Source organism: Baaleninema simplex PCC 7105 (assembly GCF_000332355.1).
Taxonomy (GTDB): domain Bacteria; phylum Cyanobacteriota; class Cyanobacteriia; order Cyanobacteriales; family Geitlerinemataceae; genus Baaleninema; species Baaleninema simplex.
Genome location: NZ_KB235958.1, coordinates 425,466 through 444,574 on the forward strand (window position 1 = coordinate 425,466; position 19,109 = coordinate 444,574).

At 51.6% G+C, this 19,109-nt stretch carries 18 protein-coding genes; 3 read left to right on the forward strand and 15 right to left on the reverse strand.

Annotation, left to right across the window (positions count from 1 at the left end; translation table 11 throughout):
- Positions 1 to 75 precede the first annotated feature (75 nt).
- From GEI7105_RS38190 to GEI7105_RS0103870, 3 genes are all read right to left on the reverse strand, one after another.
- Positions 76 to 213, reverse strand: a complete 138-nt coding sequence (locus GEI7105_RS38190) for a hypothetical protein (protein WP_158413153.1) — start codon at positions 211 to 213, stop codon at positions 76 to 78.
- A gap of 88 nt (positions 214 to 301) precedes the next feature.
- Positions 302 to 1,816, reverse strand: a complete 1,515-nt coding sequence (locus GEI7105_RS0103865; RefSeq protein WP_017659171.1) for a M16 family metallopeptidase — start codon at positions 1,814 to 1,816, stop codon at positions 302 to 304.
- 63 nt (positions 1,817 to 1,879) lie between these two features.
- Positions 1,880 to 3,445: a M16 family metallopeptidase gene (locus GEI7105_RS0103870; protein WP_017659172.1), complete on the reverse strand. Its 1,566-nt coding sequence runs from the start codon at positions 3,443 to 3,445 to the stop codon at positions 1,880 to 1,882.
- A gap of 156 nt (positions 3,446 to 3,601) precedes the next feature.
- Between GEI7105_RS0103870 and GEI7105_RS0103875 the strand changes: the two genes are divergently transcribed.
- Positions 3,602 to 4,225 carry a TetR/AcrR family transcriptional regulator gene (locus tag GEI7105_RS0103875; protein WP_017659173.1) on the forward strand — a complete coding sequence of 208 codons (624 nt, stop codon included), beginning with the start codon at positions 3,602 to 3,604 and terminating at the stop codon, positions 4,223 to 4,225.
- 125 nt (positions 4,226 to 4,350) lie between these two features.
- Here GEI7105_RS0103875 and GEI7105_RS0103880 read toward each other — a convergent pair whose 3' ends face one another.
- The 9 genes from GEI7105_RS0103880 to ribE all read right to left on the reverse strand — a co-directional run bounded on the left by GEI7105_RS0103880 (position 4,351) and on the right by ribE (position 13,622).
- Positions 4,351 to 5,517 (reverse strand): NAD(P)/FAD-dependent oxidoreductase, encoded by a 1,167-nt coding sequence (locus GEI7105_RS0103880; RefSeq protein ID WP_017659174.1) that lies wholly within the window; start codon positions 5,515 to 5,517, stop codon positions 4,351 to 4,353.
- A 73-nt stretch (positions 5,518 to 5,590) separates the two neighbouring features.
- A complete protein-coding gene (locus tag GEI7105_RS0103885; protein ID WP_017659175.1) occupies positions 5,591 to 5,947 on the reverse strand; it encodes a rhodanese-like domain-containing protein in 357 nt (118 codons plus the stop codon).
- Between the two features lie 295 nt (positions 5,948 to 6,242).
- On the reverse strand, positions 6,243 to 6,848 hold the full coding sequence (locus tag GEI7105_RS0103890; protein ID WP_017659176.1) for a 4Fe-4S single cluster domain-containing protein: 606 nt from the start codon (positions 6,846 to 6,848) through the stop codon (positions 6,243 to 6,245).
- Positions 6,849 to 7,289: 441 nt separating this feature from the next.
- Entirely contained in the window at positions 7,290 to 8,387 is a 1,098-nt protein-coding gene (psbA, locus tag GEI7105_RS0103895) for a photosystem II reaction center subunit D1 (RefSeq protein ID WP_026097409.1), read from the reverse strand.
- A gap of 585 nt (positions 8,388 to 8,972) precedes the next feature.
- Positions 8,973 to 10,052: a photosystem II reaction center subunit D1 gene (gene psbA, locus GEI7105_RS0103905; protein WP_017659179.1), complete on the reverse strand. Its 1,080-nt coding sequence runs from the start codon at positions 10,050 to 10,052 to the stop codon at positions 8,973 to 8,975.
- Positions 10,053 to 10,241: 189 nt separating this feature from the next.
- On the reverse strand, positions 10,242 to 10,970 hold the full coding sequence (locus GEI7105_RS33085) for a hypothetical protein (RefSeq protein ID WP_017659180.1): 729 nt from the start codon (positions 10,968 to 10,970) through the stop codon (positions 10,242 to 10,244).
- Between the two features lie 336 nt (positions 10,971 to 11,306).
- Positions 11,307 to 12,254 carry a lysylphosphatidylglycerol synthase transmembrane domain-containing protein gene (locus tag GEI7105_RS0103915; RefSeq protein ID WP_017659181.1) on the reverse strand — a complete coding sequence of 316 codons (948 nt, stop codon included), beginning with the start codon at positions 12,252 to 12,254 and terminating at the stop codon, positions 11,307 to 11,309.
- A 108-nt stretch (positions 12,255 to 12,362) separates the two neighbouring features.
- On the reverse strand, positions 12,363 to 12,860 hold the full coding sequence (locus GEI7105_RS0103920; protein WP_017659182.1) for a hypothetical protein: 498 nt from the start codon (positions 12,858 to 12,860) through the stop codon (positions 12,363 to 12,365).
- A 60-nt stretch (positions 12,861 to 12,920) separates the two neighbouring features.
- Positions 12,921 to 13,622: a riboflavin synthase gene (gene ribE / locus GEI7105_RS0103925; RefSeq protein ID WP_017659183.1), complete on the reverse strand. Its 702-nt coding sequence runs from the start codon at positions 13,620 to 13,622 to the stop codon at positions 12,921 to 12,923.
- A 234-nt stretch (positions 13,623 to 13,856) separates the two neighbouring features.
- Here ribE and GEI7105_RS0103930 point away from each other — a divergent pair, with 234 nt between their 5' ends.
- Entirely contained in the window at positions 13,857 to 14,366 is a 510-nt protein-coding gene (locus GEI7105_RS0103930; protein WP_026097410.1) for a bifunctional nuclease family protein, read from the forward strand.
- Between the two features lie 105 nt (positions 14,367 to 14,471).
- Positions 14,472 to 15,602 carry an aldo/keto reductase gene (locus tag GEI7105_RS0103935; RefSeq protein WP_017659185.1) on the forward strand — a complete coding sequence of 377 codons (1,131 nt, stop codon included), beginning with the start codon at positions 14,472 to 14,474 and terminating at the stop codon, positions 15,600 to 15,602.
- A 184-nt stretch (positions 15,603 to 15,786) separates the two neighbouring features.
- On the opposite strand, the gene GEI7105_RS0103940 is transcribed toward GEI7105_RS0103935, so the two are convergent.
- The 3 genes from GEI7105_RS0103940 to GEI7105_RS40315 all read right to left on the reverse strand — a co-directional run bounded on the left by GEI7105_RS0103940 (position 15,787) and on the right by GEI7105_RS40315 (position 19,024).
- A complete protein-coding gene (locus GEI7105_RS0103940) occupies positions 15,787 to 17,889 on the reverse strand; it encodes an NACHT domain-containing protein (protein ID WP_017659186.1) in 2,103 nt (700 codons plus the stop codon).
- Positions 17,890 to 18,090: 201 nt separating this feature from the next.
- Entirely contained in the window at positions 18,091 to 18,873 is a 783-nt protein-coding gene (locus GEI7105_RS0103945) for a carbohydrate ABC transporter permease (protein WP_017659187.1), read from the reverse strand.
- Positions 18,874 to 18,901: 28 nt separating this feature from the next.
- Positions 18,902 to 19,024 (reverse strand): hypothetical protein, encoded by a 123-nt coding sequence (locus GEI7105_RS40315; protein ID WP_017659188.1) that lies wholly within the window; start codon positions 19,022 to 19,024, stop codon positions 18,902 to 18,904.
- Positions 19,025 to 19,109 lie beyond the last annotated feature (85 nt).

Genomic DNA, 19,109 nt, shown 5'->3' on the forward strand with positions numbered 1-19,109 from the left:
GGGGATGGTTGGGGGGATAGAGGGACTTGTCGGGTTGGGCAAAACCAGTGTTTGAGTCCTCGACTCCGCTCGGACTCAACGCTGAGCGAAGTCGAAGCGAGCGAAGTCGAAGCGAGCGAAGTCGAAGCGAGCGAAGTCGAAGCGAGCGAAGTCGAAGCGTTGAAATTCCGATTCCGTATAAGACGCAGTCTTCGCAGCTCTCGGAGCATTCAAAGATTCGGATTCCGTATTACATCCATTGAGATGCACCCCGAACCCCGATATCCCTCAGATACCGGGGTTTTGGGACACTCAACTCTGTTCAACTGGGTTCGGGAATCGTCACGTCGATCGCCGTTACTTCGGTATTGGGACTCAAACTCGATAGCGGCGGCTCGATCGCCTCGGAAGTCCCCACCACTAACGTTACCAATTTGTCGGGTTCGAGATAGTCTCGCGCCACCCGTTGCACGTCTTCAACCGTTGTCTTGCGAACGCCGTCTTGATACTGATAGAGGAAATCCAACGGATAGTCGTAATAGTCGTATCGCACCAGTCGCGACAGGGTTTGAGAGGGATCGGCGAAGTTAAAGACGAAGGAGTTCAACGTCGAATCTTTCGCAATCTGTAACTCTTCTTCTTCGATCGGTTCGGTACGAACGCGATCGATCTCGGCGCGAACGGCTTGAATAAACGGAACGGTTGCATCCGATCGCGTTTGTCCCCCCGCCACGAACACGCCGGGATAGTCGTATTGAGCGCCCCAATACGCATAGACAGAATAGGCTAACCCTTGGCGCGATCGCACTTCGTTAAACAAGCGTCCGCCAAACCCGCTCAACACGTTGTTCATCACCCCCAAAATCGGGTAGTCGGGACTACTACGCACGCCGCCGAGATGTCCGATTTCAATGTAACTTTGGGTCAACTGGGGGCGATCGACGAAAAACACGCCGCTCTCGCGAGCTTGCGACACGTTGGGTAATTCGGGAAGCGGTGCGGACGCGGGTTTCCAATCCTCCAATTTCTGCGAAATCAACGTTTTTACCGCTTCGCTGTCGAAATCTCCGACGATTCCGAGAATCGTGCGATCGGGGACGAAAAACTGCTCGTAAAACGACTGGATATCCTCGCGAGCGATGTTCTCGAGAGTCTCGTATTCGGCGGTTCTGGCGTAGGGACTGGTTTCGCCGTAAATCAGTTTCTGAAATTCGCGATCGGCGATACTTCCCGGCTCGTCGTTGCGCCGCGCGATATTCCCCCGCATCTGATTCTTCGCCACTTCGATCTTGTCTTCAGCAAAGGCGGGTTGGCGCAATACCTCCACAAATAAATCGAATACGTCCCCGAAGTCTTCGCTGAGGGCGCTAAAACTCACGCTTCCCGCAGTCGAACCAATGGACGATTCTACTGACGCGGCGTTCTGTTCCAGAATGCGGTTCAACTCGTCGGCGGGGTGGTTCTGGGTTCCTCCGGCGCGGATGACGTTTCCCGTCAAATTCGCCAACCCCACTTTATCGGACGGCTCGAACCGACTTCCCGTCTGAATCAGGGCGTTTCCCGAAATTAAGGGAAGTTCGCGATCTTCAATCAGATACACCGTCAAACCGTTGTCGAGTTGGAAACGGGTGTAGTCGGGAAGTTGTAATTCCCGAAGCGGCGGAAATTCCAGTTCGGTGTAATGTCTCGGCGTCGCGGCGACGGAGGCGGCGGGATGAAACAGGGTGCTGACGACGAACCCTACGGCGAACAACATCGTCCAGTAGGGACGTAGGTGTTTTGTCCAGAGAGTGCGCCATAAATTGCGTCCTCTCCCCATTGTTTTTCGTTTGCTCATGTCGATCTCGTGTGTATCTTGACTCGGACTGCTTGCGGAGCGAGTCTCAATTCTTGGGAAACCTTAACCGTCGATGGGTAACAGTTTTCCGATGGTGCGGTTTTCGGGAACGAAGGTTTCTCGCGCGACGCGCAAAATATCCTCCGCCGTCACCGCTTCGATTTGTTCGATTTGACGGAACAGGTTGCGCCAGTCTCCGGTTTTCACTTGGTACTCGACGAGCAAACTCGCCATACCGGAGTTGGAATCGAGCGATCGCAGCAGTCCCGCTTTGGCTTGGGTTTTGACGCGATCGAGATCGGCGTCGGAAACGGGTTCGCGCGTCAGTTTTTGAATTTCAGCTTGCAACGCCGCTTGCACTTCTTCGACACCGTGTCCCGGTGCTGTCAAGGCGTAAAACAGCATCAAATTGGGAAATTTATCCCCCGGAAAGCCGTTAAAGCCTTGAGCGGCGAGGGCGATTTGCTGGTCTTCGACGAGGGATTGATACAGCCGCGAGGTGCGTCCGTTGCTGAGGATGGCGCTTATCATCTCGTAGGTGGCGTTGTCGGGATGGTTCACCGAAGGACGGTGGTAGCCTTCGAGATACCAGGGTTCGCTCTGGAAGCGGACTTCTACGGAGCGCAGTTCGGTTTGCGGCGGCTCGACGACGGTGACTTGCGGCGGTGCGGGTTTGGGTTCGTATCGCCCGAAATAGGCTCGGGCGAGTTCTTTGACGCGATCGGGATCGACATCTCCGACGACGGCGGCGGTGAGGTTACTCGGGACGTAGTAGGTTTGGAAAAATTCGTCTACGTCTTGGCGCGTCAGGTTTTCTAAGTCTTCGACGGAGCCGATGACGGGTTGTTGGTAGGGGTGAACCTGAAACGCCGTGTCGAGGAATTCTTCAATCAGTTTTCCGATCGGGGAATTGTCGGTTCGCAGACGCCGTTCTTCGAGAATCACTTGCTGTTCTTTGTAAAATTCTCGAAATACGGGTTCGAGGAACCGCTCGGACTCGAGAGACATCCACAGTTCGAGTTTGTTGGAGGGGAAACTGTAGAAATATCGCGTGGCGTCGGCGGAGGTGGTGGCGTTGAGGCCGACTCCTCCCGATCGCTCGACGATCTGTCCGAATTCGTTTTGAATCACGTATTCGGAGGCTTCTGTTTGGACGCGATCGAATTGGGCTTGCAGTTCTTCGACTTTCGTAAGATTGTTTTCAGATTTGGCCGCTTCGATTTGTTGGTGTAAATCGTCGAGGCGATCGAGCAGCGGACGCTCTTTCTGATAGTTCGTCGTTCCGATTTTTTGGGTGCCTTTAAAGGCTAAATGTTCTAAGAAGTGCGCGATGCCCGTTTGCCCCGGAACTTCGTTGACACCGCCGACATCGGCGTAGGTGATAAACGAGACGATGGGAGCTTCGTGGCGCTCGAGAACGATAAATTTCATCCCGTTATCGAGGGTGAATTCGGTCGCGCGTTCGAGCGTGCGATCGAGATAGGGTTGAATCGACGCCGCCCGAGCTGTAGTCGGCGCAACGCTTAAGGTTCCGAAAAGTAGCGCCAGACACGCGAATGCGACGAGCGATCGCCCGATTTGACGACCGCAGATTTTCAGGTTTTGAAGATAGGATGGGATCGAATACATAACATGATGATTCCGAACGCGATCGAAGTTGGATCTCTGATTTTGGAGATCTATAACTTCCTATGACAATCTGTGAATCTTTTGCCGAGGAACCGACAATTTAATTCACAATACTGTTAAAAGGCACACTGACAATTGCATAGTTTTGTGAAGATAATGAAGACGATACACGCGACGCGAACCCCCGAATCCGAAACCCGCACGCGCATTCTCGCCTCTGCACGACGATTGTTCGCCCGCCAAGGATTTGAAGGGACGACAACCCGCGCCCTCGCCCGTGCGGCCGGTGTAGCGGAAGGCACGCTCTTTAGACATTTTGACAATAAAAAGGCAATTTTGGTGGAAGTGGCGACTCAAGGCTGGATCGAACTGTTAACGGATTTGTTGACGGAACTGAGCGAAATGGGCAGTTACAAGGCGGTTTCGCAAGTTATCCAGCGCCGCCTCCTTCACCTGCGTAAGAACGCCGATCTGATGCGCGTATGCTTCCTCGAAGCTCAGTTTCACCCGGAACTGCGCGAACGTATTCAAAAGGACTCGATCGAAAAAATGACGGACGTAGCGGAAGCCTTCATACAAACGGCGATCGATCGCGGCATTTATCGTCCGATGAACCCGAGATTAGTAGCAAAAGTCTTCCTCGGAATGTTTGCGATTTCTGGCTTTAGCTACGAAACCCTGATGGGCGAAAATCCTTCACCGCAAGCGATGAAGGACATGGCTGAAGGACTGGCCGATATTTTCCTCAACGGCGTTCTCACCAGAGATATCGAGGACTAGGGCGAGACAACTGTGGTTTGCAAACAGACTTTTCAGGCCGAGCGTTCGAGGCGGGGCAAACTTAGAAGCTTGCCCCGACTGGATTTTCCGCCTTCACGTCAATTTCCTTGTCCCCTTGTCTGCAATCACATCAAACGCGGCACTTTGTTCTCTTTGTTGAGTTTGTAATACTTCTCCCAAGCCAGTTTCGCCCATCTAGCCCAAGCCCCTCGAGGCGCGATCGCTTTCTCGTCGTCGCGATAGACGAACACGGCTTCGTCGCCTAAATCCATTACGCACAAAATATGCATCTCTTCTCGAAACGACGCTCGGGGAAACTGTTCGCGGGTCTGTCTCGCGATGTTTTCCGCCGCCGTCCGCGCCATCAGTTCCGCCAAGTGTCCCTGACGCGCCCGCCAAGCGGGCCCCTCGAAAAAGGAACTGTCACCGATAGCATAGCAATTCTCGAGATCTTTGACTTGGGCGGTATCGCTGACGGGAACGAAACCCGCTTCGGTCAGGGGTAAATCGGAATTTTTCAAGACTGGATTTCCCGTCATTCCCGGTGTAAACACGGTTAAATCGCTCTGGATTTCAGTGCCGTCTTCAAACACCACCCCCTCGGCGGTGAATTCGGTAATTTTGCGACCGGTTATCGTGCGGATGTTGCGTTTTTCAAACAGTTTGGCAATTTGAGCTAACCCTTTTTCGCCGAGACGTTTTCCAGGTTTGGGAGAGGGAGTGAAAAAGATTAACTCGAAGCGATCGCGCAAGCCTTTTTGACGTAAATAGGTGTCGAAGTTGAAGGTCACTTCAAACATCGGACCGCCGCGCACCGCCGTCGAATCTTTGGGATTGCCGCTAAAGCCACAGGCGATCGTTCCGTAACCGCGATCGACTAATTTCAAAAACTTCTCTTGAATGTCGATGCCGTCTTGGGGAGAACGACACACCGTCCGCGTGTGTTCGATGCCTTTGGGTTTGAGTTTGGAACCGCCCAAGGCAATGACGAGATAGTCGTACTCGCGTTTTTGGTCGGTGATTACATATTGTTGCGCGGTATTGACTTCTCTGATTTCTTCGTGTATAAAATTGAATCCGTGAATCTCTGCCAGTTGGGGAAGCGGCAAGCTGAGGTCTTCCACGGTTCGATGTCCCACCGTTAGCCAAATTGAAGCGGGATAGACGTAGAGAAAGTCTCGGTTGGAAATCAAGTCGATTTGCGCTTGACCCTTGAGACGTTGACTGAGGTTGATGGCGGCTTCGACGCCACCCATGCCTCCGCCGAGAACGAGGATTTTGGGCTGAGTCATTATACTTATTGAGAATTTACGTCAAGAAAAAAGTAAAAAAATATAGGGGTCTGTGGAGACGCCTGTTTGATGCCTATTTGATGGTTTTCCACCACTCCACCATTCCGCCAGAGAGGTTGTAAACCTGGCTGAAGCCCTGTTTCTCCAGGTGTTGCGCTGCAATGGGACTGCGGTGTGCCGTCAGACAAACGATGGCGATGGGTTCGTCTTTGGGGAGCGATCGAAACCACTCGGGCCACATCCACTTCCGCAAGAGGGGAATCGACCCCAACAACACTCTCGGAAGGCTGAGATTTCGGGCATTAGGGGCGTGTCCGGCAGCGTATTCGAGCTGCGATCGCACGTCGATGAGTGTGGGAGGATGGGGGAGGCTGACAAACGCCTGTGGGGTGATGTCCGTTACCGTTTCTGCACGAGTAGCGGTGGTCATCGCTAGAACCTCCTGTTATTCAAGTTGTTGGCAAAATTGGGAAAAGTCAGAGCAGACAAACTGGGTTGGGAAACACGCGATCGTTATCGAATCTGTCTGCTCTGACAAGACTGTACGGGTAGTAACGCTCTACGTGCGATCGGCACGATGGCTCCCTCACAAAATTCACTATATAACTTTTTAGTCAAATATGCAAGTATTTTTGAGCAACTAGCGATCGAGGTTTTCAGGATTAGCGATCGCCAATCCCGAGAAACCCAGCCTCGAAATGTAAGACTGAGTTTCCCAAACTGATTTAATCGTCACCAATGCCCATCGCCCCACGAAATCCGGTAATAATTCGGGTTCCGTCTTTGAGGACGTGAATTTCCATCTGGTCGCTCGCCCAATCGAGGCGATTCTGAAACTCAGGATTGAGAACCCGAACCCGTTGATTTCGGGACGACACCAACGATGTGGGGTCGTTAATGGCCTGAGATTCTACATAAGGACCGTCAATGAGAATATCGAGCTGTTCGAGTAACGCGATCGCTCCCGGTGGTGCCTTATCCCCGGACAACTCGTCCAAAGTAAAGCCGCTAAAGGACATCACATTCAATCCTTTCGCTTTCACTCGTCTAGCCAACTCCGCCAATGCGGGAGCTTGCCAAAAGGGTTCGCCGCCGGAAAAGGTGACGCCTTCGTTATTGGAGTTACTCGTAATTCTCTCGGCCAGTTCTTCGATAGACACCACCTGATTGGGTTCAAAAGACCAAGAGCTGGGATTAAAGCAACCGGGACATTCCCGCAAACAGCCCTGAGCCCAAACCACTGCCCGTTTTCCCGGGCCGTTAACTTCGGACTCGTCTACGTAGCCCATAATATTCAGATGTCCGGCCGGAATTTTTATTTCCTGAACCATTTTTTCCCCTCCTTCTCAATAGTGGGTGGTGTACATTGGCGGTGCGTGACCGATCGATCGGTCTCACGATCGACACCCTATTTTTTCAAGTCACGCACCCTACGAAACTGCCCTCTGCACTCTAGACCGATCGACACGCACCCTTGTCTGTGGGTGGTGTACGTTGGCGGTGCGCCTCTTTCAGGGAAGAGTTAAGAGTGTAAAGTGAACAGTTAAAGAGGAATTCACACTCTACACTCTGCACTCTGCACTCTACACTGATAAACTCGCACCCTTGTATGTTGGCGGTGTACGTTGGCGGTGCGTGACCGATCGATCGGTCTCACGATCGACACCCCATTTTTCAAGTCACGCACCCTACGAAACTCTTCACTGAAAAAAGGGGGGAATTCAATCCCCCCTCCAAAAAACCAGATCGAACAATTGCAGTGGTTGCAGCGATTAGCCGCCGATATTCGGTGCGTGAGACATCGAAATCGGTTGGGCGTCACCGGAAGCCAACGTCCACGGGAAGTTGTGAGCGTTGGGGGCGTGCATCACTTGGATGCCCAGGTTTGCCCGGTTGATCAGGTCGGCATCGGTGCGGATGACGCGACCTTGAGCGTCTAATACGGACTGGTTGAAGTTAAAGCCGTTGAGGTTGAACGCCATGGTTCCAACTGCTAGAGCTGCGAACCAAATGCCGATGACGGGGAACGCACCGAGGATAAAGTGGACGGAACGGCTGTTCCGCATGGCCAAGCTCGGCAGAGTCAAGCGTCCCCAGAAGCCAGCGTGTCCGACAATCAGGTTATAGGTGGCTTCTTGTTGTCCGAATTTGTAGCCTTCGTTTGTCGATTCGAGTTCGGTGGTTTCCCGAACCAGGGAAGAGGTCACGAGAGAGCCGTGCAGGGCGCTCAGTAACGCGCCGCCAAACACGCCGATGACACCGAGCATATGCAGCGGGTGCATCATGATGTTGTGTTCGGCTTGGAAGGACATCATGAAGTGGAACGTGCCGGAAATGCCCAAGGGTAAGGCTTCGGAGAAGCTACCTTGACCGACGGGATACACGAGTAGGACGGCAGTTGCTGCCGCAGCCGGAGCGGAGAAGGCAACGGCAATCCACGGACGCATTCCCAAGCGATAGCTCAGTTCCCACAGCCGTCCGAGGTACGCCCAAATTGCGATGAGGGCGTGGAAGACGATGAGCTGGTACGGTCCGCCGTTGTAAAGCCATTCTTCGATGGAACCGGCGTCCCAAATGGGATAGAAGTGCAGGCCGATGGCGGCGGAGGTGGGAACGACGGCGGCGGAAATGAAGTTGTTACCGCCGAGAATGGAGCCGATGACGGGTTCGCGGATACCTTCCATGTCCACTGGAGGGGCGGCGAGGAAGGCTAAGACGAATGCTGTGGCAGCAGCGAGGGCTGTCGGGATTAGTAAGACGCCGAACCAACCGATATAGATCCGGTTTTCGGTGCTGGTAATCCACGCGCAGAGTCGATCCCATACTGCCCAGAGATCGCCCTCTCGATGTTGGCGAATATTAGTAGCCATGATTCCAAATACCTCATGGAAAAAATACACAGGTATCGGATCGAATTTGGAAAACAATAAACAACGATCGCCCTTTCAGATGTGTGGGAAGGGGACGGTCGAGCGCCTAGGCTCGGACAAACGATCGCTTACAGAGAGAGAATAAGGTCGAAAAAAGATTGAAGCAATTGTAAACTGTCGCTTGTGGCGCTCTGAGTTCGATTCGATACCCGTTTCGATCGAGATGTTGCGAAGCGCCTAGATTTGCCTGGAATTGCTCGATTTTAAAGCGCGATCGCAAACTCGTAAGAAAATAAATTCAACGATCTCGATACTGTAATTTATTCTATGAAGTTCTTTTGAAAATGTCAATTCGTTTGACTTGGATTTTATATCAAAAACAATAGATTTTCGTAAACTATGTTTAAGAAATAATTCTGTATTTTACGCAGTAGTCAGTATTATCGATGTTCGTAAAAAAAACATAAAGAAAACTCCATCCCGACCGAAGAGGGATGGAGTTGAATCGAACCGATTTCAGACCGATCTTAGGAACGATCGAGCTTGTCAGAGACGCAAGTTTGCGTCGATCGACAAGATTTAACTTTAGGCGTTGACTTCAGGAGCGCTCAGCGCAATGGGTGCAGCGTCAGTAGAAGCCAAATCCATAGGAAATTGGTGAGCGTTGCGTTCGTGCATCACTTCGATACCCAGGTTTGCACGGTTGATGACGTCAGCCCAGGTGTTAATGACGCGACCTTGACTGTCGAGAACGGACTGGTTGAAGTTGAAGCCGTTCAAGTTGAACGCCATAGTACTCAGACCCAGCGATGTAAACCAAATACCGACCACCGGCCAAGCAGCCAGGAAGAAGTGCAGCGAGCGGCTGTTGTTGAAAGAAGCGTATTGGAAAATCAGACGACCGAAGTAACCGTGAGCGGCAACCAGGTTGTAGGTTTCTTCCTCTTGACCGAATTTATAGCCTTGGTTTTGAGACTCGTATTCAGTGGTTTCGCGCACCAGAGAGCTGGTGACGAGAGAACCGTGCATGGCGGAGAACAGCGCACCGCCGAAGACACCAGCCACACCGAGCATATGGAACGGGTGCATCAGGATGTTGTGTTCGGCTTGGAACACGATCATGAAGTTGAAGGTTCCCGAGATGCCCAGCATCAGACCGTCAGAAAACGATCCTTGACCGATGGGGTAAATCAGCAGAACGGCAGTGGCAGCAGCCACGGGAGCAGAAAACGCTACGGGAATCCAAGGACGCATCCCCAGGCGGTAGGACAGTTCCCACTCGCGACCCATGTAGGCGTAAATTGCAATTAGGAAGTGCAGGACGATGAGTTGGTACGGCCCGCCGTTATAGAGCCATTCGTCCAAGCTGGCAGCTTCCCAAAGGGGGTATAAGTGCAAGCCGATTGCGGCGGAGGTCGGAATGACCGTTGCGGAGATAATGTTGTTGCCGTACAGCAGCGAGCCAGAAATGGGTTCGCGAATGCCGTCGAGATCGACAGGAGGTGCGGCAACGAAAGCCAAGATAAAGACAATTGCGGCTGTTAGAGCGGTGGGGATGAGAAGAACGCCAAACCAGCCCACGTACAGGCGGTTTTCGGTACTCGTTACCCAACTGCAGAAACGCTCCCACAGATTGTATTGATGTTGCGTTGTTGTGGTGGTCATAAAAAAACCTCGTTAGGGTTCTGACAACAGACTCACGATTAAAGTTCGATGGTGTTGACATTGAACTCGAGGAACAATCTTATTGAACCGTATTCCTATGTAGTTGTCAACTAAATAACTATAAGGTTATTGAATAGGACGAAGCGTCTGACTTTCTCGAGAGCGATGGTTGGAGGGAGGCGGTGACTGTTAACTGTTCTCGGTGTATTCCCAGATTTCCCAGACGATCTCGCGCGATCGCACCTCTCGTCCGATGTCTTCGGCTACTTGCGAGAATTCCCAAAGTAGCCATTCTTCTGGCGTCGTACAAGGTTCGGGGATTTGTACGCGCAACTGTTCGCTGAGGCGCAATAAGGCTTTTCCAGTGGTTTGGTCGGGTTCTTTTTCCGCTAACAGGGTTTCTCCGTACCCTCGTAACCAATTCGTCCACTGTGGTATGGAGACGCGCGGCGACAAATCTGCTAAAAATGCCGAGACTTCAGGCGCGCCCTGGGTTGTGGCTTGGAGTAAGCGATCGAACATCGGTTCGTATTCGTCTGGTGAGAGCGGCGGTAAGGGGCGATCGCACAGTTGTCGTCCGTATTCTCCGGCGATTTCGCTGAGTCGGCCGCCGTGGAGTTCTGACAAACAGACGAGACGCCGTCCTAACTCGCGATTGGGAACTGGAGACGCCAGTAACCGTTTTCCGAAGCGATGCAGCCACGAGTGAAAAAAGCGATCGCACTGGCGATCGCCGATTTCTGCTAACAGGCGATCGCGCGTCCATCCCGAGGCTACACCCTCGAGAACCTGCATTAAGAGCTGTTCGTATCCCGCATCGCTCATTGGCGAGACTTCCGGTGTCGGTTTTGGCGTCGTCGGCGTTGAGAACAGACGATGCAGGAAGTTTTTAAGCCATTGCCAAAATCGTTTCCACATGGCGATCGAGCCTGATGAGAGTAGCTTTTGATAATTGATAATTTCTCATCATCTCATCATCTCTTCACCTCATCATCTCCCCCTCTGACCCTTGGGGCGGTGCGTGACGATTTTATGGGGCTAACGATTTACAACCCTATTTTTTAAGTCACGCCCCTTTGTATGTTGGCGGTGTACATTGGCGGTGCGTGACAGATCGATCGGTCTCACGATGGATACCCTATTTTTCAAGTCACGCACCTTTGTATGTTGGCGGTGTACATTGGCGGTGCGTGACAGATCGATCGGTCTCACGATGGATACCCTATTTTTCAAGTCACGCACCCTACGACGGTTTCACTGCTTTACGACGCCACGAACGTTGGCGAGATACTGACCGAAAAAGGGAAGTCCGCCGACGGCGGGGAGAAAATACCGCGAGGTACAAAGTAAGCCGAGAGCGGCTCCCGTTTGGGCGTTGAAGAAGGGTTGATAGAACAAAATCAAGGCGGCGTCGCGAGTTCCGACTCCCGCAAAGGTTAAGGGCAACAATCCCGCGAGAATGGCTAGAGGCGATAAAGCTAGGTTGGCCACAAAGGGAACGCTGGCGTTGAGGGCGAAGATAAAAAACCAGATTTGGAGTAGGTGGAGAAACCAAATAAAAATAGAGGTCAGGGCGATTTTTGTAAGTTGTTTTTTATCGCGCCAAAAGTAATCGTGCATTTCGCCCCAAGAAATATGAAGCTTTTCGAGTTTCTTTTTTAGTTTTTTGGGCGCAATTTTCTTTCCTGTCTTAAAGAAGAAATCTGCAAATTTTTTGGAGCCGAGCAATAGTAAGCCCAAGATCAATCCAATAAAAACGCCAACTGCCATGACCCAAAATAAAATATCTTGCTTGGAATAAATCGCCAATCCAAAAACGCACCAAAGCAAGAGCGATAGCATATCACAGGATTTTTCAAAAACCACCAAAGATAGAGAAAGCGATCCGCTCAAATAGCCGCGATCGCGAATAAAATACGCCTTAGCAATATCTCCCATCTTAGAAGGCAAGACCATATTTAAAACACTCGCGGCAAGGGTAAGTTTGTTGGCTTCCCAAAAACTCAATAACCCCGATCGCGGCATTAACTGTTGAAGTCGCCAACTGGTAATCGCTGTCAGCGGGACGACCATACCCAAACTAATTGCCATCCAAACGCGATCGCAGTTTTTAAAAACACCGATCAGACCTTGAAAATCGATTTTAGAATAGATAATCGCCAGAATTCCCAAACTAACGATTATTGAAATCAACCGTTTCATAGAACTTGTCCTAGAACCGAAGACAGAAACCCAACGGGTGCAGACGAACGAAACACAAGACTATTCCACAGCACTTCTCAAAAGTGCTTCCCAAAAGCTTAACCGAAGTTAGGAGTCCGCACGGACGAGCTGCAACGTGCCGCCTCCTTCATCTTTCGTGACGACGGACAGCTCCGTCTCCGACACGGTAAACTCGAATTCCGTGACGTTTCCCGATTCCGGGTTCGTCGCGTAAATCGTATTGCCTTCAACCCGATAGGTTCCTTCGAGATTGCCGATGCGAATTTCTCCGTCTTCTGTCAGTTCCCAAGACAAATCCGCACGTTGTTCGGGAGGCAGATCGGTCAAATCGATTTCTTCTCCATCCGGCGTTACGAACCGGTGGACTTCCCAGCGGCCGTACAGCTGGTCTGGAGTCGCGTTATCCGTAGCTTGCGATCGCTCGTTGCCGTCTTCTGCGGAGGTTGCGTTCTCCATCGACTGCGACGTTATCGTGGCAGAATCAGAGCGGTTCTCAGAATTCGAGTTTCCAGATGTCTGACATCCCGTCAACGCACCCGAGGCGAAGACGAGGGCGAGAACGCCTAAGCGGAGACTCAACCTCATAATTGCGGTGATAATAGTAGTATCGATAGCCAATTCGCTGCCTGCGATTCTAACACTCGATTACAGATAGCCGTGTTCGGATAAAAATTCGGGGGAAATTGCCTCCAACTGGCGATCTCGTCCGTTCGGTGTAGGTTTCCCGTGGTGCAGAAACTTCTCGACGTACTTGCCGAGAACGTCGCCTTCGAGGTTGACCCAACTGCCCGGTTGTAATTCCCGTAAGTTGGTTTCGGCGTAAGTGTGGGGAATCACGGCGACAGTAAACCAATTGCTGTCGTCGTCACAATCAGCCACCGTCAAACTGATGCCGTTCACGGCGATGCTACCCTTGGGGACGATGTAGCGAGCGATGCGATCGCGCCACTGGCGTTCTAACGACGGTGGAGCTGTAAACGTCATCTCCCAAGAATTATCCATCAGCACCGACGACTGCAAACACCCGATCCCGTCCACGTGGCCGGTCACGAAATGTCCGCCGAGTTTGCTGCCGACGCGTAACGAGCCTTCGAGGTTGACCGAGGCGGGAGTGGGACTCGGGCGTCCGAGAGTACTGCGGGTCAGGGTTTCCGGCGACACCGACGCCACGAACCCCTGCGCTAAGATCGTCTCGACCGTCAAACAAATGCCATCGACGGCAACGCTATCCCCCACGGCTAAATCCCGCGCGATCGCCTCGTAATTAGCGCAGCGATAGCGAATGCGTGCGTAACCGTCAGAGAGAGATTCGAGCGTTCCGAGAGCTTGGACGAGTCCGGTAAACACGGCGACTTCCTAAATCAAAAGGTGAACGAAACCCGAAGACGAGATGGAGTTAATGCCCGCCTCCGAAGCAATTTTAGCGTCCGAACGCAATGGCGGGACTCGTCAACTTTCTTAACCCGAAAGAGCCAGCGATCGAGGTGAATCCCATCGAAGATCGAGGCATACTAAATCTCAGGGATGGCATTCGCGCTCTCCCTGTTCCCCCCCAACCGTATCGAACGAGAGGCTGAATCGATGATTGAGATGAATGTTGCTGGAATAGCCTTAGATGCAGCAACGCGAAGCCCGATCGTGTTGTTGCGAGACGCCGACGAGCGCCGCGCCATCCCGATCTATATCTCCCAAGATCAGGCTAGGTCGATTATCAGTGCTATGGAGAACCATACTCCGCCCCGTCCCATGACGCACGATCTCCTGGTGAACCTGTTGGGAGAATGGAATCTAAAACTCGATCGCGTTATCGTTCACGCCTTAGAAGACAATACCTTTTACGCCGTTTTACAAATGTCCCAGGGGCAGAAGAAAAAAGAAATCGATGCCCGTCCTAGCGACGCGATCGCCATTGCTTTGAGAACGGGGACGCCCATTTGGGTGATGGAGGAAGTGGTGGCCGATGCGTCGATTCCGGTCGATCGCGAAGCCGACGAAGCCGAACGTCAAGCGTTCCGAGAATTTTTGAACGATCTCAGTCCCCAAGAACTGATCGAGCGATCGGGGAAAGGGGGAGAGGCTCAGTACGATTGAGCGGGACACGGATGTCGAATTGAGATCGCACTCTCTCGAGGCGCGAGATCCCGTGAAGAATTGTCGAGTTTGGCGGGGCGAGTCCCTTAGCATAGTTTCGATCGCATGAAATATCGTCGATTCGGTCGCACGAACTTAAAATTGTCAGTGTTTTCCCTCGGGACGATGCGTTACCTCGCCTCGGAGGACAACGCCGTGCAAACGGTTCGCGAGGCAGTCCGTCAGGGCATCAACCACATCGAAACTGCGCGGAGTTACGGAAAAAGCGAGCAGTATCTCGGGGCTGCCCTGAAAGCTGGAGTCGGCGTTCCCCGCCATCAGCTCTATCTCACGACGAAAGTTTTACCCAATGCCGATCGAACCGCGACGGCTCGCGAAATCGACGAATCCTTGAGGCGAGCGGACATCGACTACATCGACAACCTGGCGATTCACGGGATTAACACCTGGCAACATCTCGAATGGGTTAAAGCCGCAGACGGGTGTATGGCGGCGGTACGAGAGGCGATCGACGCCGGAAAAGTCCGTCACGTGGGATTTTCAACTCACGGTTCTCTCGAGCTGATTCTGGCGACGATGGAAACGGGGGCGTTCGACTTCGTCAATCTTCACTATTACCTATTGTTTCAACGTCACGCCCCGGCGATCGAACGGGCCAGTCAGCTCGATATGGGCGTGTTTATTATTTCTCCGGTGGATAAAGGCGGGCGACTGTACGCCCCTTCGGAACGACTGCGACGGTTATGTCAGCCGTTTTCACCTTTGGCGTTGAACTATCGTTTTCTACTGAGCGATCGCCGGGTGACGACGTTGAGTTTGGGAGCGGCCAATCCCAGCGAACTCGAGGACGCTTTAGAGATGTGCGATCGAACCGATCCCCTCACCGACGAAGAACGCACCGTTCTCGAGCGTCTCGACACTCAACAGACAGAGGTTTTAGGGAGCGATCGCTGTCGTCAGTGTTACCAATGTCTCCCCTGTCCTGAAGAGATTCAAATTCCTGAAGTTCTACGGTTGCGAAATCTCGCCGTGGCTTACGAGATGACCGAGTTCGGAAAATATCGCTATCGTATGTTTGAAAACGCCGGTCACTGGTTCCCCGGACGTAAAGCGAATCGCTGTACGGACTGCGGCGATTGTCTCCCCCGCTGTCCCGAACATCTCGAGATTCCCCGACTGCTTCGCGATACTCACGATCGACTTTATACCCGTGAAGGACGACGGCTTTGGGATTGAAGAGGGGGTGCATCTCAAAAATGTAAATTCATCGAATTGGGCGCACTCAATTTCCAGATCCCCGGCATCTTGGAGATGCCGGGGATCTTATACCGGAAGTGCTAATCGGGAATTTTGCCACCCCAAACTGATGTTTTTGCACTCATTGAGATGCACCCTGAAGAGGGAACAGGGAACGGGTTTTTCAGGTGGTTTTGTTGGGTTGGGCAAATCGATCTCGTAACAGGGGATGGAGAAAGCGATAGCGATCGCCGATTTTCTGGAGAAAACCCCGTTCGCTACAGTAACGGAGAAATTTACGGGAGTTTTTGGGACTGCGGCGGAAAAGCCAAAGGGTGACGCCCGTTGAAAACTGTTCGATCTCACTCGATAAGCCACCGGCAAAGGTCGCGACAAAAATGCCAAATATAACAAGCGGCGAGATGTGCGTAAATCTTTGTGAGACTTCGGCGATTTCGTTAAAACGATCGATCGCCACTAAAATAATCAGGCTAATGGGGACAAAGATTAAAGCTGAGAGAAAAGCTTTAAAGATCGATCGATAAATCTTTCGTTTTTCTATTTTTGACTCTAAAAAAGGACTCATTGTATCTGAAAATATTCCGCCAAATATTCCGCCAAATATTACAAATGGAACTCCGGATATGATGAGTAGAGGAAATCCGGCAAGCCATAATATTCCCATGCCGATACCACCAAATGTCAGCCGGTAAGTGACTCCGAAGGTAAATCCTCCAATCGCCCCTCCGATTATTCTTTTAAATAAATGACTGTAATCGTAAGTTTTAGAAAGTTGTCTTGTTGTCATAATTCTTGAAATTTGTGAAACGATAATTCCAAAAACTGCACCCAACATCAGAGCGGTGTTTGAGGAGATGATTATCACAAAAATTGAAGCAAACAGAATCACGTAAAAGACTGTAAAACTCATGGCTTCGAGCCATCGATCGAAGAGTGCAAAAAGCGATCCTGTTATGAAACCTGTCACGAAACCAACGAGCAAACCAATTGTGAGTCCGACGAGCGTTCCCACGAGCGTTCCCACGAGCGTTCCCACGATAACACTCCAAAATTGGGAGAACGGTAATTGTCCAATTAGCCCGACAAATCCCCCTACGCTCGATCCTCCAAGGATACCGCCAAAAAGTCCGAATAGGACTCCATAATACAGACTAAAAATCATTCTGTTTGTGAATTTTTGGCAGCCGCCTCCGAGTAAATGGGGTTGTAGGTTTTCAAGGGAAAATTGAGCTTGATGGTGTTGGATCGATTTCTGAGCCAACCATCTCAACCACCGTTTTATCCGTCGATCGCTGTGATAGGGTTTTCGTTTGGGTTTCGTTCTGGATGAGGGGTTTTCTCCTCGATAGAGACGGTTTAATTGGGTCTCGATATAGAGGTCGAGTAACAGGGTGGCTCGAGCATCGGTGTCTTCGAGGTTCTGCCAGAATTGTGAGGGTAAATTATCGCGGTTTAAGATGAGGAGGTTTAGCCAGAGCGGCTGTCGAATTAATTCGACGGCGGTGTCGAGTCGATCGCCCTCGAGTCGAACGATTTCCCAGAGCCATTCACAGTCAAATTGGCGTAAATAGCTTTGGATTTGTTCGTCGGTTAAAGGGTTTAGAATGACCGCGACGTTGATGTACTTGTCAGTTTGGAAAAGTGGGAAGTCTTCAGGATGGGAACAGAGAACGAACGGCGTTTCGTTGGATTGAGTTGAAAACTCCTCGATCGAGGATTGAAAGGCTTCGCGATTGGATGCTTTGAGTTCGTCTAATCCGTCGAAAAGTGGGAGGAGTCGCCGGTTTGCAAGCCATTTTTTCGTGATATCCGATCGAACGCCGTACTTTTGTTTTAAATTGGCGACGAGCCAGTCTGAGATATTTTGAAATTCGGGAGTCCACTCGGAGACATCGAGCAAGACGGGAACGGGAGCGGTGGCGTTTTCTTCTCCTCGCTGAAGCAGGGATCGGGCGAGTTGGAGTAAGAGGGTGGTTTTTCCTGCACCTGGAGGCCCTAGGATTGATAAATGTCCGTCAATTGAAGATCGATCGAAAATTTCAACGATGTCGGTTTCTTCTGAAACCGGTTGACTCGAGTGGTTGGGACGTTGAATTTCGAGATTCCAAGGAAGTTGTCGAGAATCGGAGGTTTCGCGTTCGAGGGTAAGACGCGGGTGGAGCGACTGCGCCAATCGTTGTGTGACTTCGTTTTTGACGCTGTTGAGGAGTCTTGTTTCAGTTCGATCGCGCGAGTGGGGACGCGGATTTAAAGGACTGTTTGACATGGAATTCAGCGACTTTCCCCCCGTTTGACAAGTGGTTCGATCGTTCGGTTGGGTTAGGTTGTAATTTAAATTAAAATTATAGCAACTTCATGTAAAAGGTTGCCCTTTAGAGTTAGAAAATGTTATTTTAGAGTGTAATATTTGTTGTATAAGTCAAAGAGTCTTGCCACACGAATCGACTCGGTCTTCCCCGTTCCCGCTTTACTGTTTGACGCCAGTGGTAGCGATACCGCGCACGAATTGGCGTTGTCCGAGGAGAAAGAGGATTAGAACGGGAATCGTGGCGATCGCCACGGCGGCCATGAGCAGCGGCCAGTCGTTGGTAAATTGTTCTTGAAACTCCGCCAGGGCTAACTGTACCGTTCTCAATTCCGGGCGAGTCGTGAAAACGAGCGGCTTGAACAAATCGTTCCATTCCCCGATAAAGGCAAACAGTCCCAACGCCACTAACGCCGGACGAGACAGGGGAAGCATAACGTGCCAAAGAATCTGCCAGCGATTTGCCCCATCGAGGGCGGCGGCTTCTTCCAATTCCACCGGAACGGTTACGAAATACTGTCGCATCAAGAAAATCCCGAAGCCGTTCACGGCGGTCGGTAAAATCAACGCCCCGTAAGTATTGAGGAGATGTCCCCATTTCAGCACGAGGAAGACGGGAACCACCAGGAGTTGAAACGGAATCGCCAGAGTCGCCACCACCACCGTTAGCAAGCCGCGACGCCCCCAAAAGCGCAAGCGAGCCAGGGCGTAGCCAGCTAAGGCAGAGGTTATCGCTTGGAAGGCGGTAACGACCAGAGCCACCAAGGTCGAGTTGGCAAACGCTCGCAGAAAGCGACCCCGTTGCCAAGCCTGGCGGTAGTTGTCTAGAGACCACAATCCGTTGAGATCGAGACTCAACACCGAACCCGACGGGGCAAAGGAGGCACGCAAGACAATTAGGAGAGGAAACAGGACGATCGCCGCGCCAACGATTAGAAAAAGCAAGGATAAGCCTCGCGATCGATTAAGGAAGTCAATCTTCGAGGTGGTCGGTGATTTTGGCGAAGGCGCGATCGAGGCGGTTGCAGGAGGCTTCGGAGATCGATCGGGCATCGTATTCTCTTAGGAGACTTACAATATCGGTGCGATCGGGCAATTTCGGATCTGGTCAAGTTCCGGTTAAACCCTGTAAAGTAAACATAAGTTGTTTTAACAAAAATGTTACAGGAACGCTTCTCCTG

Bases quoted from the DNA above. Each gene is read 5' to 3' on its own strand.
- psbA (WP_017659179.1), bottom strand. From the start codon at position 10,052: ATGACCACCACAACAACGCAACATCAATACAATCTGTGGGAGCGTTTC.
- GEI7105_RS0103885 (WP_017659175.1), bottom strand. From the start codon at position 5,947: ATGACCACCGCTACTCGTGCAGAAACGGTAACGGACATCACCCCACAG.
- GEI7105_RS0103865 (WP_017659171.1), bottom strand. From the start codon at position 1,816: ATGAGCAAACGAAAAACAATGGGGAGAGGACGCAATTTATGGCGCACT.
- psbA (WP_026097409.1), bottom strand. From the start codon at position 8,387: ATGGCTACTAATATTCGCCAACATCGAGAGGGCGATCTCTGGGCAGTA.
- GEI7105_RS0103930 (WP_026097410.1), top strand. From the start codon at position 13,857: ATGATTGAGATGAATGTTGCTGGAATAGCCTTAGATGCAGCAACGCGA.
- GEI7105_RS0103880 (WP_017659174.1), bottom strand. From the start codon at position 5,517: ATGACTCAGCCCAAAATCCTCGTTCTCGGCGGAGGCATGGGTGGCGTC.
- GEI7105_RS0103875 (WP_017659173.1), top strand. From the start codon at position 3,602: ATGAAGACGATACACGCGACGCGAACCCCCGAATCCGAAACCCGCACG.
- GEI7105_RS33085 (WP_017659180.1), bottom strand. From the start codon at position 10,970: ATGTGGAAACGATTTTGGCAATGGCTTAAAAACTTCCTGCATCGTCTG.
- GEI7105_RS0103940 (WP_017659186.1), bottom strand. From the start codon at position 17,889: ATGTCAAACAGTCCTTTAAATCCGCGTCCCCACTCGCGCGATCGAACT.
- GEI7105_RS0103870 (WP_017659172.1), bottom strand. From the start codon at position 3,445: ATGTATTCGATCCCATCCTATCTTCAAAACCTGAAAATCTGCGGTCGT.
- GEI7105_RS0103920 (WP_017659182.1), bottom strand. From the start codon at position 12,860: ATGAGGTTGAGTCTCCGCTTAGGCGTTCTCGCCCTCGTCTTCGCCTCG.
- GEI7105_RS0103915 (WP_017659181.1), bottom strand. From the start codon at position 12,254: ATGAAACGGTTGATTTCAATAATCGTTAGTTTGGGAATTCTGGCGATT.
- GEI7105_RS0103935 (WP_017659185.1), top strand. From the start codon at position 14,472: ATGAAATATCGTCGATTCGGTCGCACGAACTTAAAATTGTCAGTGTTT.
- GEI7105_RS0103890 (WP_017659176.1), bottom strand. From the start codon at position 6,848: ATGGTTCAGGAAATAAAAATTCCGGCCGGACATCTGAATATTATGGGC.